At 74.0% G+C, this 17016-nt stretch carries 13 protein-coding genes; 4 read left to right on the top strand and 9 right to left on the bottom strand.

All coding sequences use genetic code 11. The features are described from left to right. Positions 1-413: 413 nt before the first annotated feature. The 3 genes from ACSU6M_RS21070 to ACSU6M_RS21060 all read right to left on the bottom strand — a co-directional run bounded on the left by ACSU6M_RS21070 (position 414) and on the right by ACSU6M_RS21060 (position 3401). Complete coding sequence (locus ACSU6M_RS21070; protein ID WP_437071345.1) at positions 414-1715, bottom strand: DUF2690 domain-containing protein; 1302 nt, start codon at positions 1713-1715, stop codon at positions 414-416. A 356-nt stretch (positions 1716-2071) separates the two neighbouring features. Further along, complete coding sequence (locus ACSU6M_RS21065) at positions 2072-2557, bottom strand: DUF3017 domain-containing protein (protein ID WP_437071343.1); 486 nt, start codon at positions 2555-2557, stop codon at positions 2072-2074. Beyond that, entirely contained in the window at positions 2544-3401 is an 858-nt protein-coding gene (locus tag ACSU6M_RS21060) for a bifunctional methylenetetrahydrofolate dehydrogenase/methenyltetrahydrofolate cyclohydrolase (protein ID WP_437071342.1), read from the bottom strand. The genes ACSU6M_RS21065 and ACSU6M_RS21060 overlap by 14 nt, the downstream gene beginning before the upstream one ends. 272 nt (positions 3402-3673) lie before the next feature. Between ACSU6M_RS21060 and ACSU6M_RS21055 the strand changes: the two genes are divergently transcribed. Beyond that, positions 3674-4213 carry a hypothetical protein gene (locus ACSU6M_RS21055; RefSeq protein WP_437071341.1) on the top strand — a complete coding sequence of 180 codons (540 nt, stop codon included), beginning with the start codon at positions 3674-3676 and terminating at the stop codon, positions 4211-4213. 229 nt (positions 4214-4442) lie between these two features. Continuing rightward, on the top strand, positions 4443-5024 hold the full coding sequence (locus ACSU6M_RS21050) for a peptidoglycan-binding domain-containing protein (RefSeq protein WP_437071340.1): 582 nt from the start codon (positions 4443-4445) through the stop codon (positions 5022-5024). A 110-nt stretch (positions 5025-5134) separates the two neighbouring features. On the opposite strand, the gene purH is transcribed toward ACSU6M_RS21050, so the two are convergent. Both purH and purN read right to left on the bottom strand, forming a co-directional pair. Then, complete coding sequence (gene purH / locus ACSU6M_RS21045; RefSeq protein WP_437071338.1) at positions 5135-6700, bottom strand: bifunctional phosphoribosylaminoimidazolecarboxamide formyltransferase/IMP cyclohydrolase; 1566 nt, start codon at positions 6698-6700, stop codon at positions 5135-5137. Beyond that, positions 6697-7326 carry a phosphoribosylglycinamide formyltransferase gene (gene purN, locus ACSU6M_RS21040; protein ID WP_437071336.1) on the bottom strand — a complete coding sequence of 210 codons (630 nt, stop codon included), beginning with the start codon at positions 7324-7326 and terminating at the stop codon, positions 6697-6699. Before purN ends, purH begins: the two co-directional genes overlap by 4 nt. Before the next feature lie 309 nt (positions 7327-7635). Here purN and ACSU6M_RS21035 point away from each other — a divergent pair, with 309 nt between their 5' ends. After that, positions 7636-8445: a hypothetical protein gene (locus tag ACSU6M_RS21035; RefSeq protein WP_437071334.1), complete on the top strand. Its 810-nt coding sequence runs from the start codon at positions 7636-7638 to the stop codon at positions 8443-8445. A 103-nt stretch (positions 8446-8548) separates the two neighbouring features. Here ACSU6M_RS21035 and ACSU6M_RS21030 read toward each other — a convergent pair whose 3' ends face one another. Continuing rightward, entirely contained in the window at positions 8549-10345 is a 1797-nt protein-coding gene (locus ACSU6M_RS21030; RefSeq protein ID WP_437071333.1) for a cell division protein PerM, read from the bottom strand. 96 nt (positions 10346-10441) lie between these two features. On the opposite strand from ACSU6M_RS21030, the gene ACSU6M_RS21025 reads away from it, so the two are divergent. Continuing rightward, the gene (locus ACSU6M_RS21025; RefSeq protein ID WP_437071332.1) at positions 10442-11686 is read left to right on the top strand and encodes a helix-turn-helix domain-containing protein; all 1245 of its coding nucleotides are present in this window, start codon (positions 10442-10444) and stop codon (positions 11684-11686) included. Positions 11687-11878: 192 nt separating this feature from the next. Here the strand turns inward: ACSU6M_RS21025 and sucD are convergent, their stop codons facing one another. From sucD to ACSU6M_RS21010, 3 genes are all read right to left on the bottom strand, one after another. After that, positions 11879-12763, bottom strand: coding sequence for a succinate--CoA ligase subunit alpha (gene sucD / locus ACSU6M_RS21020; RefSeq protein ID WP_437071330.1), 885 nt, complete (start codon positions 12761-12763; stop codon positions 11879-11881). Positions 12764-12790: 27 nt separating this feature from the next. Next, complete coding sequence (gene sucC, locus ACSU6M_RS21015) at positions 12791-13972, bottom strand: ADP-forming succinate--CoA ligase subunit beta (RefSeq protein WP_437071329.1); 1182 nt, start codon at positions 13970-13972, stop codon at positions 12791-12793. A 540-nt stretch (positions 13973-14512) separates the two neighbouring features. After that, positions 14513-16786: a hypothetical protein gene (locus ACSU6M_RS21010; RefSeq protein WP_437071328.1), complete on the bottom strand. Its 2274-nt coding sequence runs from the start codon at positions 16784-16786 to the stop codon at positions 14513-14515. Positions 16787-17016 lie beyond the last annotated feature (230 nt).

Raw genomic sequence — 17016 nt, 5'->3', positions numbered from 1 at the left:
TCCCGCCCAGATGCCCGCGGAAGGCGGGCAGACCTCCCGCCCAGATGCCCTCGGGAAGCGGGCGGACCTCCCGCCCAGATGCCCTCGGAAGGCGGGCGAGCCCGACCAGGCGGCCGCGGGAAGCGGGCGGACCTCCCGCCAAGGCGGCCGCGGGAAGCGAGCAGACCTCCCGCCCAGATGCCCGCAGGAAGCGGGCAGACCTCCCGCCCAGGCGGCCGCCGGGAGGTGCGCAGGTCTCCCCGCCCGGGCGCGCGCGCAGGGAGGCGAGCCTTTCCGCCCGGCGCCCGCGCGCAGGTGGGCGAGCCTTCTCACCCGGCCCCGCGGACAGGAGGGGGAGCTTTCCCGCCCACGCGCCCGCGGGCAGGGCGGCGAGGCTTCCCGGACGGCGCCGCGGGCAGGTGGTGCTCAGCGCGTCACTCGGTGCAGCCCGTCGTGCCTACCGCCAGGGTCGCGCAGGCCACCGCCTCGTCGGCGTTCTTCACGGCCACCATCGGGGTGTAGGCGATGGTGTCGCCGGCCAGGGTGATCGAGCCGGTCTGGGTGCTCTTGCCGGCCGTCACCTTGACCTCGTCGCCGGGGGCGGCCGCGGTGATCCGACCCCACGCCGCCTTGCAGATCTCGCTGTAGCGGACCTCGACGAGGGTGGTGCCGACGGTGACGGAGCCCGCGGTGGTCACCAGGTCGCCGCCGCACCCCATGGCCTCGGCGTCCTTGCCGGTGCAGGACTCGCCGACGCAGTCCACACCGGGCGGCAGTACGGGCTTGCTGGTGGCGGTGGGCGAGGGCTTGGGGTCGGTGCCCTCGTTCTTCTCGTCGCCGCCGCCCAGCAGGAAGAACGCGGCACCGGCCACGGCGGCCACGCCGACGACCCCCGCGAGGATCGCCGTCAGCCGCCGTCCGCCCTTGCCGCCGGAGGGGGCCGGCCGGGGGCCGCGCGGCGGTTCGCCGTACGCCCCGACGGGCCCCGGCGCACCGGCCGGACCGCCCGCGGCACCTCCCAGGGCACCGCCGGCGCCGCCCGCCGCCGGCCCGCCCGGACGCGCCGGACCCGCGGCCGTACCGGCACCCGCCCGGCGGGCGCCGCCCGTCGGGGCCGGGCCCCGGTATCCGGCGATGTTCCAGGAGTTGACGGGAGGGCTCGCGTCCTTGGGATCCACGCCCGGCACGGCGTCGCCCACGCCGGCCCCCAGTCCGTGGTCCCGCGCGGCCGTCCCCGGTCCGCCGTCGCGTACGGCCGTCCCCGGTCCGCCGTCGCGTACGTCGGTGTCCGGTCCCGAGGGCTGCACCGGCACCGTGGGTGCCACGCCCGCGGGGCCCGCGATGCCCGGCGTGACCGTGGCGCTGCCGCCCTTGCGGGCCGTCCTGCCGCCCTTGGCCTTGGCGGGCGGCGGCCCGAACTCGCTGAGCGCGGCACGCGCCTGGGCGATCCGGATGGCCTCCATGGTCATGTCGTGCCGCATCTCCGAGCGGCTCCAGGCGCGCTCGGCGAGCTCCCACATGGTGGTGAGATGGACCGGGTTGGTGCCCGTGACCTCGGCGAGCGCGACGATCGCGCCCTTGGGAGCGAGCAGCCGTCCGTTCAGATAGCGCTCCCAGGACGTCCTGCTGTAGCCGGTCTGGTCGGAGACCGCGGCGATGCTCAGCCCGCTGCGGTCCACCAGGCGCCGCAGCTGGCTGGTGAACTCTCTGATCTGTGGATCGAGCTCATCGGGCAAAGCCTTCCAACGAGGCATTGCTTTCCCCCTCTTCCCCCCGGTACGTGCTCATGTTCTCCCCCCGCGCGTGGTGCCCGCCTGCCGAGTCCCGTTCTGGCTACCCACAGGGATGCGCCCGATCAGGGGCCCCGTTCCGGGGTGGGGGCGCACGGGAGCATTGGGGCCGTGGGCATGCACCGTCGCACGCCCGTGGGCCCGCGGTCCAGTGTTCCACCGACGTCGGCCGGGGTGGGCGGCAGCCCTTCGCGTACGTTCTGCGGGATGTCCCGGAGCCGTCGGCACATCGACACGGCGGAGACACATCCGGGACCTCGCTGTCCGTCGTGCCCGCCCCCAGCCCTCCGCCGCGCCGTCCCTCAGCTGTCGACCGTGAAGTGCAGGGCGTCCTTGAAGAAGGGGATCTCCAGCCAGGGGTCCGGCTGGACCATCATCGCCAGCAGGACGATCACCGTGCCCAGCACCCCGTACGTGGCGATGTCCGTGAACCGCGAGCGCACCGCGAGCATGCCCACGCCGGGCAGCGCCCAGCGCAGCGCGGCGCCGCCGAGCAGGGCCACGCCCACGAGCAGCGTGCCGATCCGGAAGTGGTCCAGCGCCGTCAGCAGCAGGCCGAGACCGACCGTGCCGAGGACGGCGATGACCGGCCACTGCCGGGCGGGTGCCGGGGAGGCCCCGGACGCGGCCCGGCCGCCGCCCTCGGGGCGCGCGGTGTCCCGCGTGAACAGCGGGAAGCGCCGGGTCGTACGACGCGGACGGCCCTCGGCGTCGGGAGCGCTGACCGCGTCCCGCACCGTGAGCTCCTCGCCCTCCCCGGCGCCCGCCGGGGCCTTACCGTCCGACACCGCGCTCCGCCGCCTCGACGACGTTGACGAGCAGCTGGGCCCGGGTCATCGGGCCGACACCGCCGGGGTTGGGGGAGATCCAGCCGGCCACCTCGCGCACGTCCGGGTGAACGTCGCCGACGATCTTGCCCTCGGCGCTGCGGGAGACACCGACGTCGAGGACGGCGGCGCCCGGCTTGACGTCCTCGGCGCGGATCAGATGGGCGGAACCGGCGGCGGCGACGATGATGTCGGCGCGCTTGAGGTGCGCCGACAGGTCCTTGGTGCCGGTGTGGCACTGGGTCACGGTGGCGTTCTCGCTGCGCCGGGTGAGCAGCAGCGGCATCGGGCGGCCGATGGTCACACCGCGGCCGACGACCACGACCTCGGCGCCGTTGATCTCGACGCCGTAGCGGCGCAGCAGGGTGAGCACGCCGTTGGGGGTGCAGGGCAGCGGGGCGGGCTCGTTGAGGACGAGGCGGCCGAGGTTCATCGGGTGCAGACCGTCGGCGTCCTTGGCCGGGTCCATCAGCTCCAGGATGCGGTTCTCGTCGATGCCCTTGGGCAGCGGCAGCTGGACGATGTAACCGGTGCAGGCGGGGTCCTCGTTGAGCTCCCGCACGACCGCCTCGATCTCCTCCTGGGTGGCCGTGGCGGGCAGTTCGCGCTGGATGGAGGCGATGCCGACCTCCGCGCAGTCGCGGTGCTTGCCGGCGACGTACTTCTGGCTGCCGGGGTCGTCCCCGACGAGGATGGTGCCGAGGCCGGGCGTGACGCCCTTCTCCTTCAGCGCCGCCACGCGGGCGGTCAGCTCGGACTTGATCTCGGCTGCGGTGGCCTTGCCATCGAGAATCTGGGCGGTCATGCCCCCATCCTCCCGGATGACGGCCCCCTGGTTCCAATCCGGGCCCCGCCGGGGGCGCCCGCGCGCAGAACGTCCGGTTCCGCCCCTTGACCGATGATGTTGCACTTGCACAACACCTGCGGCTGTCGGCTGGACAAGCGCGCGGCGGCTGAAGAACGATGACCAGCACAGTGCCGCGGGCAGTACCGGGGGGACGAACCGCTTCTGTGACTTTGCCTCCGCACGGTGCCGCGCGCCGTCCCCGCACTCTGAGCAACGGAGGAAAGACCGCCATGAGTTACGGCGACCCCAACAACCCCTACGGCGCCCCACAGGGCCAGCCGCAGGGCTACGGCCAGCCCCAGCAGCCCGGTTACGGCGCCTACCCCACCGCCCCGCCCGTCGGTGCCTACGCCGCACCCGCGCCGGCCTCGATGCCCGGCACGGTGAGCGCGGCCCGCATCCTGCTGTGGATCATGGTCGGTTTCCAGGTGCTCGGCACGTGCCTGTTCGTCATCGCCGCGATCGGCGCCGGGAAGGCGGACGAGGAGCCCGCCTTCGAGCAGCTCAAGGACGTCTCGCCGGGGCAGGCGTGGGCGTTCGCGGCGCTCGCGGTGGCGTGGGGCGTGTGGGCGGCGGTCCTGGCCGCGAAGTTCGGCACCGGCGGCAACGGCCTGCGGGTCACCGCCCTGGTGTTCGGCATCCTGACCGCGGTCCTCGCCGTCTTCCCGTTCACCATCATCGGCATCGTCCACCTGATCTTCGGCATCCTGATCGCCGTCTTCGCGGGCAACGCGGCCGGCAAGGCGTGGTTCAACCGTCCCCGGTACTGAGCCACCGCGCACCGCGTCCAGGGCCGTGCCCCTCCCCGGCGGAAGGGCACGGCCCTGCCGTGTGCCGCGCCGCCCCCGCGGTCCGGTGGCGGGCCGAACGCGGTGCGGCGCGAGGGCAGTTGGCCTCCGCGGGCGGTGAACAGGCATTGCCTGTACGCTCCTCCGGGCGCCTTGATCATTGTCCTGCGCGGGCGCCCTGATCGGCTGCATCAACGGGGAAGGACCACAGATGAACATCCGCACGTCACGAGGCCGCATCGCCAGCGGCGCCGTCGCCGCCCTGGCCGTCGGCGCGCTCGCCCTGGGCGCCTCTCCGGCCTCCGCCGCCGCGGCCGACGGCTATGTCAGCGGCACCGGCACCTTCTACGACGACTTCGCCGACGAGGGCATCCTGTCGACCTCGGCGCACAGCACGTCCAACGCCACCTGCCTGTGGCAGATCATCCTGTACGCCGAGGGCGTCAAGGAGAGCAACGGCACGCTGTACGACTGGACCGACATCGACGGCAAGTTCGGGGCGAACACCAAGTACGCCACCCAGCAGCTCCAGAAGAAGTGGGGACTGACCCAGGACGGCATCGTCGGCAAGAAGACCTTCGGGTCCGCCGACGACAAGTGGAACGCCTCCACCCGGGCCGGTGAGCTGGAGTACCGCGCGTACAGCTCCCACACCGCCACGCGCTACAAGCTGCGCTACCACGGCGACCGCTACTACTTCGACTTCTACCGCACGGCGAGCGGCAAGTACCGCTTCTACCACAACGGCACGTGGATGTACGCGTCGTACAACGGCACCGGCTGCGCGGCCTGACGCACCGCCTGCACCGGGTGCGGCCCGACGCGGGCCGGCACAGCACGGCGGGCCCGCCGGTCGACGACCGGCGGACCCGTCCGCTTCTCCCCGCCGCGCGGGGAGGCGGATCAGTGGAAGAAGTGCCGCGTACCCGTGAAGTACATCGTGACGCCCGCCTTCTTCGCGGCCTCCACGACCTGCTCGTCACGGACCGAGCCACCGGGCTGGACGACCGCCTTGACGCCGGCCTCGGCGAGGATCTCCAGGCCGTCGGGGAAGGGGAAGAAGGCGTCGGAGGCGGCGTAGGAGCCCTGGGCGCGCTCGGCGCCCGCCCGCTCGACGGCCAGCTTCGCGGAGTCCACGCGGTTGACCTGGCCCATGCCGACGCCGACCGAGGCGCCGTCCTTGGCCAGCAGGATCGCGTTGGACTTCACCGCACGGCAGGCCCGCCAGGCGAACGCCAGTTCCTTCAGCTCCTCGGCGGACAGCGCCTCGCCGGTCGCCAGCGTCCAGTGGGCCGGGTCGTCGCCGTCGGCCTGGAGGCGGTCGGTGACCTGGAGCAGCGCGCCGCCGTCGATCGCCTTGATCTCGACCGGGTTGGCGGGGGCGGCCGGGGCCTTCAGGACGCGGATGTTCTTCTTCTTGGCCAGGGCCTCCAGCGCGCCCTCCTCGTAGTCCGGCGCCACGATGACCTCGGTGAAGATCTCCGCGACCTGCTCGGCCATCTCCTTGGAGACCGGACGGTTCACGGCGATCACACCGCCGAACGCGGACAGCGGGTCGCAGGCGTGCGCCTTGCGGTGCGCCTCGGCGACGTCCGCGCCGACCGCGATGCCGCAGGGATTGGCGTGCTTGATGATCGCGACGGCCGGCTCGTCGTGGTCGTACGCGGCACGGCGGGCGGCGTCCGTGTCCGTGTAGTTGTTGTACGACATCTCCTTGCCGTGCAGCTGCTCGGCCTCGGCGAGTCCGGCGCCCGTGCCGTCGACGTACAGGGCGGCGGGCTGGTGCGGGTTCTCGCCGTAGCGCAGGGTGCTCCTGCGCTCCCAGGTGGCGCCGAGGAAGTCGGGGAAGCGCGACTCGTCGACCGGGGCGTAGGAGGAGGCGAACCAGCTCGCGACCGCCACGTCGTAGGCGGCGGTGTGCTGGAAAGCCTCGGCCGCGAGCCGCTTGCGGGCGGCCAGGTCGAAACCGCCGTCCTTGACCGCGGCCAGGACGTCGGCGTAGCGGGCCGGGCTGGTGACCACGGCGACCGACGGGTGGTTCTTGGCGGCCGCGCGGACCATGGAGGGACCGCCGATGTCGATCTGCTCGACGCACTCGTCGTCCGAGGCACCGGAGGCGACGGTCTCGCGGAACGGGTAGAGGTTCACCACGACCAGGTCGAACGGCTCCACGCCCAGCTCGGCGAGCTGCTGCCGGTGGTCCTCCAGGCGCAGGTCGGCGAGGATGCCCGCGTGGACCTTGGGGTGCAGGGTCTTCACCCGGCCGTCCAGGCACTCGGGGAAGCCGGTCAGCTCCTCGACCTTGGTGACGGGGACGCCCGCGGCGGCGATACGGCCGGCCGTGGAGCCGGTGGACACCAGCTCGACGCCTGCCTCGTGCAGCCCGCGCGCGAGGTCCTCCAGGCCGGTCTTGTCGTAGACGCTGACCAGTGCGCGACGGATGGGCCGCTTGTTGCTCTCGGCGGTCACTGGATAACTACCTTTCGTCCCTCAATGCGATAGCCGTTGCGGGCGATCCGCCCCACGACGTCGACGAGCAGCCTTCGCTCGACTTCCTTGATGCGCTCGTGCAGCGCGCTCTCGTCGTCCTCGTCCCGGACCTCCACCACGCCCTGCGCGATGATCGGCCCGGTGTCGACGCCGTCGTCGACGAAGTGGACGGTGCAGCCGGTGACCTTGGCGCCGTACGCGAGCGCGTCCCGCACGCCGTGGGCCCCGGGAAAACTGGGGAGGAGGGCCGGGTGGGTGTTCACGAACCGGCCGCCGAAGCGGGCCAGGAACTCCTTGCCGACGATCTTCATGAACCCGGCCGAGACCACCAGGTCGGGCTCGTGCGCGGCGACGGCCGCGGCCAGCGCGGCGTCCCACTCCTCGCGGCTCGCGTAGTCCTTGACCCTGCACACGAAGGTCGGCAGTCCGGCGCGCTCGGCGCGGGCGAGCCCCTCGATGCCGTCGCGGTCGGCGCCGACGGCCACGATCTCGGCGCCGTATGCCTCGGATCCGACGGCGGCGATCTCGTCGAGCAGCGCCTGGAGGTTGGTGCCGGATCCGGAGACCAGCACGACGAGGCGCTTGGCCACGGGCTTGGCGGCCACGATGGGGCCCTTTCTCGGGGGTGCGTCTGTCCGGGCCGGCGGGCGCACGTCCGTCGCGTCTGTACGTTCGCACGAATGCTTCGCCCTCCCCGATACGGGGAAGCCTACGAAGCGTCCGGCCGTCAGCAACGATACCGGCACACCGGGCGGCCCCCACGGGACGGGGGCGTGGCCGGGAGGTAGCGTCTGGGAGGAACCGGGTCGGGAACGCGCCTCGCGCGGACCACGTTGAGCAGTTGACGGACCTGGTCCACTGGTCATCGTCAGCCGTAGTCACAGTCGTTATCACCGAGGGAAGACGCTCACTTGATGCCGGACCGCAGCCTGCGACTTCTCACGCTCCCCCCGCAGTCGGCGCAGGGAGGGGAGCGCGGCCTGCTGCTGCGCGAGCGCCCCTCCTCCCCGCCGGACGCGCCGTCGGGCGGAGGGGACGGTGGCGGCGGCCGGCCGGAGCGGGAGGACAACCCCTTCGCCCCGCCGCCGGAGGGCACGCCGGACCGCCCCTGGCAACCGCGCCGCCCCGGCTCGGGCGACGACACCCAGGGACACCAGGGACACCAGGGACACCAGGGTGACCAGGGGAACCAGGGGGGCCGCTCCCCGTGGGGCAGCCAGTGGAGCGACCGCCAGCCCGGCCGCTCCCCCGGCGGCTTCGGTGAGCGTCCCCGCGGTGACCAGGACAGCGGCGGGAGCGGAGGCGGCCGCCCCGGCCCCGGAATGCGCTGGGATCCCACCGACCCCGCCCAGCGCCGCGCGCGCTACGCGCTGCTGTCCGGTATGTGGGGCTTCTTCTTCGCCCTCTTCGGCTGGCCCTACGTGGCGCTGATGCTCGGCGCGCTCGCCCTGTACTGGGGCATCAGCTCCCTGCGCACCCCGCCGCGCGCCCCCGACCCCGACCAGCCGGCCGCCGCCGCGCCGAGCCGCCCGCAGACCACCTCCGCGGTCAGCGGCATCGTCACGGCGTCCCTCGCCATCACCCTGGTCGCCGCGACCTTCATGGCCCAGCTCATCTACCGCGACTACTACACCTGCACCAAGGACGCCCTCACCAACGAGGCCAAGCAGTCCTGCGAGCGCCTTCTGCCGGAGGAGCTGCGGGGGGTGCTGGGCACGGACTGAGCCGGTCCGGGTCAGGTCCGGTCCGGGTCCGGGTCAGGTCCGGTCCGGTCCGGGTGCGGATCAGGTGCGGGTTCCGCCGGGGATCAGCTCCGGGCAGGGGCCGCTAGAGGTCCGACCGGGGGGAGTCCCCGGCGTCCCGCGGGGTGCCGTGGGCCGGGGCCGGGGGTGCCGTCGGCAGGTCTTCGGGCCGGTCCGCCAGGGCCGGATCCGGGTGCGGGTCCATGTCCGGGTCAGGGTCCGTGGCCAGGTGTGGGGCCGAGGGCGGCTCCTGGGGAAACGCCGCCGCCCTGAGCGCCGCCCAGCGGGACTCGCGTGCGCTGTCTTCGTGCCAGGGTGGCGGCCCGTGCGGCCTGCGCGGGCGGGGGTCCGGGGGAAGGTAGTCGTAGGGCTCCAGGGCGGTGTACGCGTCGGAGGGGTCGTACGCCGTCGCGGAGCCGTCGGTGTCGGTGAGGGCCTCGGCGTCGTAGAAGTCGTTCGCCGGCTGAGGTGCCGGCGGTTCCTGGGGTGCCGGCCGTCCCTGGGGGGTGGCCGCCGTCCGGGCCTGCCGCAGGGCGATGAGGAGTCGGCGGGCGCGCCGGACGCGGGTGCGGTCGCGGCAGCGCCAGGCATGGACGACGAGGGCGACGGGGAGGGCGGTCAGGGTGCCCCAGGCCAGTGCCGCGACCCCGGCCTGCCACCACACCGGGCCGAAGCGGGCGAGCGCGGCGACCCCGAGCGGACCGCCGGCCAGCGCGGCCGACGCGGCGACCGCCAGAGCGTACAGGGCGACGGCGCCACCCGTGACACGCGCGGTACGCCCCCGCGACCACGCCCCGGCGGGCCCGGACGCCGCCGCTTCCCCGGAGGGGGCCGTCGCCGCGCGAGCCGTGAACCAGCCCACCGTCACCCCGGCCGCCACCGGTACCGCCGCGGCCGCCCAGTTCAGCGGGGTCGCGGGGCCCGCGTCCGGGACCGCCGCCAGCAGCGGGAAGGGCGGCAGCAGCGGGGCGGGGTCGGAGGACAGCAGGTGGGTGACATGGCGGGTGCCCAGGGCGAAGCCGGGGCCGAGGGCGTAGCAGGCGGCCCACATCGCGGCGTTGGGGACCAGCGCGAGACAGAGCAGCAGGACCGCGAACCGGCCCGACCAGCCCTCGGTCAGCTGGGCGAAGGACGTGCGGGCCAGGTCGCCGTGCCCCATCAGGGAGACCGCGACCAGCAGCGCGCCACCGCCGAGCAGGGCGGCCAGACCGGCGGCCGCCGCCCGTGCGGCCGCACCGAACCCGCTGCCGGCGTCCGGGTCCGGGCCGGCGCGGCGCAGTCCGGCCGGCAGCAGGAGCAGTACACCGTCGAGGGCGTCGCGCGGACGGCCGTACGCCGTCCACACCCCCGATCCGGCCGCCGCCGTCGCGACGAGCGGCAGGCAGACGCAGGTCCAGGTCCAGTCGGGCCGCAGATCGCCGCCGGCGGCGTAGAGGGCGACGGGGGCGGCGACGCAGAGGTAGCCGAGGACGACACCCGCCCAGGCGGTGCGCGCGCCCACCGGTGCCTCCTCCTCCCCCGCGTCCATCGCGTCCCGCGCCGCGCGGTGCAGCAGCCACAGCGGCAGCGCGAACAGCAGCAGCGGGGTGAGGCCCACGGGTGCGGGGACACCGGAGAGGGTGTCGGCGCGGACGAGTTCGGCGCCGTGCGCCAGCAGCCACAGCGCGGCGGCGACATGCAGCGCGCCGCCGGGACCGCTGTCCGGGTACGGCGAGCTGATCCACAGCACCATCACCAGCACCGCGCACGATCCGAGGCCGAGCCCCGCGGCGAGCAGTCCTCCGAGGAGGCCGGCGCCCAGTCCGGGCGAGCGGCGGCGCATCCGGGTCAGCAGCAGGGACAGCGGCGGTCGGCGAGCGGTCATCGGGATCACGACCGTCATGGTCCCAACGACACGCGCTTTCCCGTCGTAACAGGCGAACCTCCGACGTGTCACCCAATATGTGTTTATGTTCTTTTCCGCACGAAGGGGCGCCCTGTGACACAGAGCCCTGCGAGCCCCCTCCCGCCGCCGAAGGAACGCCGACGCCTGCGCGAGCGTGCCTCCCTGACCCAGGGTCAGCTCGCGGCGCGCGTGGGTGTCACCAAGGAGACGGTGCGCGCGTGGGAGACCGGCCGTACGACTCCGCGCGGACGCAAACGGGAGGCGTACGCCAAGCTGCTGGCCTCGCTCGCCCGGCCGGCCGAGGTGCAGCGGGACGAGGAGGACACCGAGGTGACGGCACGTCAGTCGGCGGTCGTGGAGGCGGTCGCCTCGGAGGCGGCTGCGACGGAGAAACCGGAAACGGAAACGGAACCTGAGCCGGTGCCGAAGGCGGAGCCGGCGGTGGCGCTGAAGCCGGAGCCGGTCCTCGGGCCGGAGCCGGAACCGGACCCCGAGCCGACGCTGGAGCCGTCGCCGGACGCCGTGCCGGAACGGGACGCGGCGCTGACGCCTATGCAGGCGTTCGACGCGCTGTACGCGTTCTGCGCGCCCGCCCTCGTACGGCAGACGTATCTGCTGTGCGGGCGGCGGGAGCTGGCGCGCGAGGCGGTGGAGCGGGCGTTCCAGCTGGCCTGGGACCGCTGGCCCGAGGTCGCCGTGGACCCGGATCCGGCGGGCTGGGTGCGGGCGGCGGCCTACGAGTACGCCCTCTCCCCCTGGCACCGCTTCCGTCCCCGCTACCGGCACCCCAAACCGCCGCCCGCCGACGCCGCCGCCCGCGCGCTGCTGGACGCGCTGCTCCAGCTGCCGCCGTCGTACCGGCGCACGCTCGTGCTGCACGACGGGGTCGGGCTGCGCCTGCCGGAGACGGCGGCGGAGACGGAGGCCAGCACCCCCGCGGCCGCGTGCCGGCTGCTGCACGCCCGCGAGGAGGTCGCCGCCCGGCTGCCGGAGCTGTCGGAACCGGCCGAACTGGGCCGGCGGCTCGCCGAACTGGCCTCCACCGAGCGTCTTCGGGCGGCCCGGCCGACGGTCGTACGGGCGGGCAGCGAGCGGCGGGCACGGTTCTGGACACGGGCCGCGATCGCCTTCACGGTCACGATCATCGGGGCCACCGTGCTGACCCTGCGCACGGCTCCCACGCACTACGAGCCACCCGTCGCCCCCGGCGAGACCGTGCAGGGCGTACCGCCGCGGGCCGCGCCCGGTCCGCTGTCGCAGGCGGAGCTGGAACTGCGCGCGAAGCTGCGCGAGGAGACGGCGAACGGGCCGGAGCGGCTGGTGCCGATGGGTCGCTGACGGTGCGGGGGACGCGGGGTGCCGTACGCCCTCGGGCGGCCAGGCCCGTACTCACCCGGACGCGCGAGGCCCGTACGCCCTCGGACGGGACGCGCGAGGCCCGCACCCCGTCGGACGGGGTGCGGGCCTCGTGTCGCCTGTGCGGGCGTCGGCCGGATCGCGGGATCCGCCGGCTCAGCCGCTGCGGCTGATTCAGCCGGCGAGGATCTCGCGGGCCAGCTTGGCGGTCTCGGTCGGGGTCTTGCCGACCTTGACACCGGCGGCCTCGAGGGCCTCCTTCTTCGCCTGGGCGGTGCCGGAGGAGCCGGAGACGATGGCGCCGGCGTGGCCCATGGTCTTGCCCTCGGGCGCGGTGAAGCCGGCGACGTAGCCGACGACCGGCTTGGTCACGTTGTCCTTGATGAAGGCCGCGGCCCGCTCCTCGGCGTCGCCGCCGATCTCACCGATCATCACGATGAGGTCGGTGTCCGGGTCCTCCTGGAAGGCGGCCAGGGCGTCGATGTGCGTGGTGCCGATGATCGGGTCGCCACCGATGCCGACGGCCGTGGAGAAGCCGATGTCACGCAGCTCGTACATCATCTGGTAGGTCAGCGTGCCGGACTTCGACACCAGGCCGATGCGGCCCGGCTTGGTGATGTCGCCCGGAATGATGCCGACGTTCGAGCCGCCCGGCGTGATGATGCCGGGGCAGTTCGGTCCGATGATGCGGGTCTTGTTGCCCTTCTTGCCGGCGTACGCCCAGAAGGCGGCCGTGTCGTGCACGGCGATGCCCTCGGTGATCACGACGGCCAGCGGGATCTCGGCGTCGATGGCCTCGACGACCGCGTCCTTGGTGAACTTCTCCGGCACGAAGATGACGGAGACGTTGGCGCCGGTGGCCTCGATGGCCTCCTTGACGGTACCGAAGACCGGTACCTCGGTGCCGTCGAAGTCCACGGTGGTGCCCGCCTTGCGCGGGTTGACGCCGCCCACGACGTTGGTGCCGTCACCGAGCATGAGCTTGGTGTGCTTCATGCCCGTGGCGCCGGTCATGCCCTGGACGATGACCTTGCTGTCCTTGTTGAGCCAGATAGCCATGGTGTGTGGTGTCCTCGTCCTGAGTGCTTACTTGGCGGCGTGGGCCAGCTCGGCGGCCTTGTCGGCCGCGCCGTCCATGGTGTCGACGCGCTGGACCAGAGGGTGGTTGGCGTCGGTGAGGATCTTCCGGCCCAGCTCGGCGTTGTTGCCGTCGAGGCGGACGACGAGCGGCTTCTCGACCTTCTCGCCGCGGTCCTCAAGGAGCTTCAGGGCCTGGACGATGCCGTTGGCGACCTCGTCGCAGGCGGTGATGCCGCCGAAGACGTTGACGAAGACGGACTTGACGTCCGGGTCGCCGAGGATGATCTCCAGACCGTTGGCCATGACCTGGGCGGAGGCGCCACCGCCGATGTCCAGGAAGTTGGCCGGCTTGACGTTGCCGTGCTTCTCACCGGCGTACGCGACGACGTCCAGGGTGCTCATCACGAGACCGGCGCCGTTGCCGATGATGCCGACCTCGCCGTCGAGCTTGACGTAGTTGAGGCCCTTCTCCTTGGCGGCCGCCTCGAGCGGGTTGGCGGCGGCCTTGTCGTGGAGCTCCTCGAACTCGGGGTGACGGAACTCGGCGTTGTCGTCGAGCGACACCTTGCCGTCGAGGGCGATGACCTCGCCGGAGGCGACCTTCGCCAGCGGGTTGACCTCCACGAGGAGGGCGTCCGACTTGATGAAGGTGTCCCACAGCTTGATGAGGACGTCGGCGACCTTGTCCGCGACCTCGGCCGGGAACTTGGCGGCCTCGACGATCTCGCGGGCCTTCTCCGGGGTCACGCCGTCGATGGCGTCCACGGGGATCTTGGCGACGGCCTCCGGACGGGTGGCCGCCACCTCCTCGATGTCCATGCCGCCCTCGACCGAGGCGATGGACAGGAAGGTGCGGTTGGCACGGTCGAGGAGGAAGGAGACGTAGTACTCCTCGACGATCTCCGGAGCGGTCTCGGCGATCATCACCTTGTGGACCGTGTGGCCCTTGATGTCCATGCCGAGGATGTCCGTCGCGCGGGCGACGGCCTCGTCCGGGGTGGCGGCCAGCTTCACGCCACCGGCCTTGCCGCGGCCACCGACCTTCACCTGAGCCTTGACGACGGACTTGCCGCCCAGACGCTCGGTGATCTCGCGCGCCGCCTCAGGCGTGTCGATGACTTCACCGGCCAGCACCGGTACATCGTGCTTGGCGAAGAGGTCCCTCGCCTGGTACTCGAACAGGTCCACGCGCTTCCGTCCCTATCAGTGATCTCGCGGTTCGTTGGATGCGTGGGCGTGCCGCGAAGGGCAACGTGACGTCCGCTGTGTCACAAGGGGGGCGCACACGGTGTCCGAGCGCGCGGCATGTCCGTCTCGCAGGTTATCTCTGCTTGCGGGGGGCCTCTAAATCAGCGGTCACACCTGAGCGGTGATACCTGTCACATGATGCCGCCCTCACTGGCACGCCGTGCCGTGTGTGAGCGCGGGGGTGCGTGGGGGCGGGGGTGGAGGGCGTGCCGGGCGCGGGTGCGGGAGGGGCGTCCTGCACGGCCGCGTACGGCTCCCGCGCGGCCTCGTACGGGCCCCGTACGGCCCTCGGGCGGGGCGGAGCGGGAGGCCCTCACCCCAATGAGGACCTCCCCCGCTCCCTGTCCGGCGACCGCCGTCCCCGGAGGGAGGGTTTTCGGCCGTGTGGGGGGTGGATCACCCGCGCGGGTCACCTCGACGGCCTGCGCCGACGGGGATCGGCCGCGCGGGTCATCACCCGACGGCGTGGGTCGGCGTCGCTCAGCCGCGCGGGTACAGGTGGGCGGCGTAGCCCGGCGTGGCGGACTCGGCGACGCCCTGGGTGCCGCCGACGGCGTGGTGGGCGAGCGGGCCGGCGGTGGTGTGGACGGTGCCGGTGAGGTCCTGGGCGAAGTACCCGGCCTGTCCGGCCACGCCGTGGGCGAAGGGGTCGACCTCGCCGGTGACACCGTGGGCGAACGGGGCGACCTGGCCGGTGACCCCGTAGGCGAGACCCGTGGCGCTGCCGCCGACGCCCTCGACCAGCGGCTGGACCGCGTCCACGACCTGGTCGGCCAGGTAGGTGACCCGGTCGACGGCCGGCTGGACGGCCCCGGTGACCCCGTGCGCGAACGGCCCCACCTGACCCGTGACGCCCTCGGCGAAGCCACCGGCCTGCCCGGCGACGCCGTACGCGAGCGGCTGGACGTCCCCGACGACCCCGCCCGCGAAGGGACGCACATCGCCCTGGACGCCGTACGCCAGCGCGCCCGCGTCCGCGACGGCCTGCCCGGCGACCGGCACGACACCGTGCACCGCCGTGTTCACGACCGGCGGCAGCACCGCGGCTGTGGCATCCTCGGCGACCTGACCGACCAGACCGGTGGCGTACGGCGGTACGTCCGCCACCACGTCCCCGGCGACGCCCCGCACTCCGGCGACCGCGCCGCCCGCGACCGGCCGCACGTCCGCGACCGCGCCCGTGGCCACGTCCCGCACCTCGCCGACGGCACCGCCGGCGACCGGCACCACGCCCTGCACGGCCCCGTCCGCGACCGGCCGGACGTCGGCGACGACGCCGTACGCCAGCCCCGTCGCGGCGTCGACCGCGTGCCCGGCGGCCACACCGATGCCCGCCGCCGCGTCCGCGGCCACGGGCACGACGCCCTGCACGGCGTTCTGCGCGGCCGGCCGCACGCCGTCGACCGCGCCGGTCGCGACGGGCCCGACGCCGTCCACGGCCCGCCCGGCCACCGGCACGACCCCTCGCACCGCCGACTGCGCCACCGGGGTGATCCCGTCGACCGCGGACCCCACCAGCGGCGGAACAGCCGCGTCGACGGTCTCCTGCGCGACGGGCGCGACGGTGCCGGGGAGGGAGACGGCCGCGCCGTACGCGTGCCGGCGGGTGGCGGCGGCGGTGGCGCCGGCCTGCTGCTGGACGCCGGTGACCGTGCGGGTCGCCTGCCGGCGGGCGTCGGTGACCTGGGTGGCGGCCTGCCGCTGGGCGCCGGTGGCCGTGGTCGTGGCCTGCCGGCGGGCGTCGGTGGCCGTGCCGGAGACGCGGGTCTGGGCGCCGGTGGCGGTGGTGACGACGCGCTGTTCGACGCCGTCCGCCACGCCGGTGAGGTGGCCGGGGACCGCGGAGGCGGAGGTCTGGGCGGTCGTACGGGCGGTGCTCGCCGTCTTCGCGGCCGTGCCGGTGGCCTGCGTGCCGCGGCCCTGGGCGGCGGTGACGGCGGTCTGGGCGGCGCCGGTCGCCGTACCCGACGTGCGGCCCGCCGTGGCGACGGTCTGCTGCGCCTTGGTCCGGACGACGCCGTCGACGCCCTGGGCCTGGCCGCGGGCCGCCGACTGCGTGCCCTGGAGCCGCGTCTGGGCGGCGGCCAGCGCCTTCTCCAGCTCCGGCGCGAAGGCGGACAGCGGGCCGAAGAGGTAGTCGATGAAGCCGTCCGGCGTGCGCGGCGTCGGAACGGTGTCACCGGCCCGGTCCACCGTGGCCTCGGCGGCCCCGGCCCCCGTCTGCGCGGCCTTCGCGGCGCGCGCCGACTGGGCGCCCTTGATGGCCTGGGCGCCCCGGACCTTGGCCTTCGGAGTGCCGACGGCGGCGTCGACGTAGGCGCGCGCCTGGTCGCTCACGCTCCCCGCAGCCGCCCCGGTGGTCCGCTGCGCGCCCTCGACGGCGCCCAGCGTGCCGGTCAGCCGCCCGTCGGCCTGGGCCGCGGCACCGGCGGCGGTGCTCTGGACGCCGACCAGGCCCGAGGCCGTGTCGGTGAGCGTGGCGGTGGCGGACCCGGTGACCCCGGCGACGGCGTCACCGGCGTCGGCGGTCACGTCCTGCGTGACCCCGGTCGGGACGGCCGACGTGCCGTCCGTGACGTCCGCGACCTCCGAGGTCACGTCGGACGTCAGGTCGGAGGTCAGGTCCGACAGCGCGTCCGGCACGGACAGCGGGGCAGCGGGCAGCTCGTCGGCGCTGGCAGCCGTGGAGCCGAGCGCCCACGCGCCGGTCACGCCGGCGGCGATCACGATGGATCGGCGGATGTTCTTCTTCATGCGTACGTCAGATCCTTAGAGGACTTCCGGGCCGCCGGGCGTCAGGGCTCCGGGGCCTCGGAACGGCGCGAGCTCCCCACACCGGATCGATCACCGTCGGTGTGGCTCGCACCAGGGGACTTGGGGACATGGCGGCGCCGGTTCCGCTCGCGGTCCGGAGAGGGGCCAGCGGATGGTTCGGTACGCGGCGCGCCGGCTTTCCGTCCGGATGCCTCGGGGCGTCCGGGCGG

This window comes from Streptomyces sp. enrichment culture (genome assembly GCF_964272895.1).
Taxonomy (GTDB): domain Bacteria; phylum Actinomycetota; class Actinomycetes; order Streptomycetales; family Streptomycetaceae; genus Streptomyces.
The sequence above is the reverse complement of the archived record's forward strand: the minus strand, read 5'-3'. Positions and strand labels throughout refer to the sequence as shown.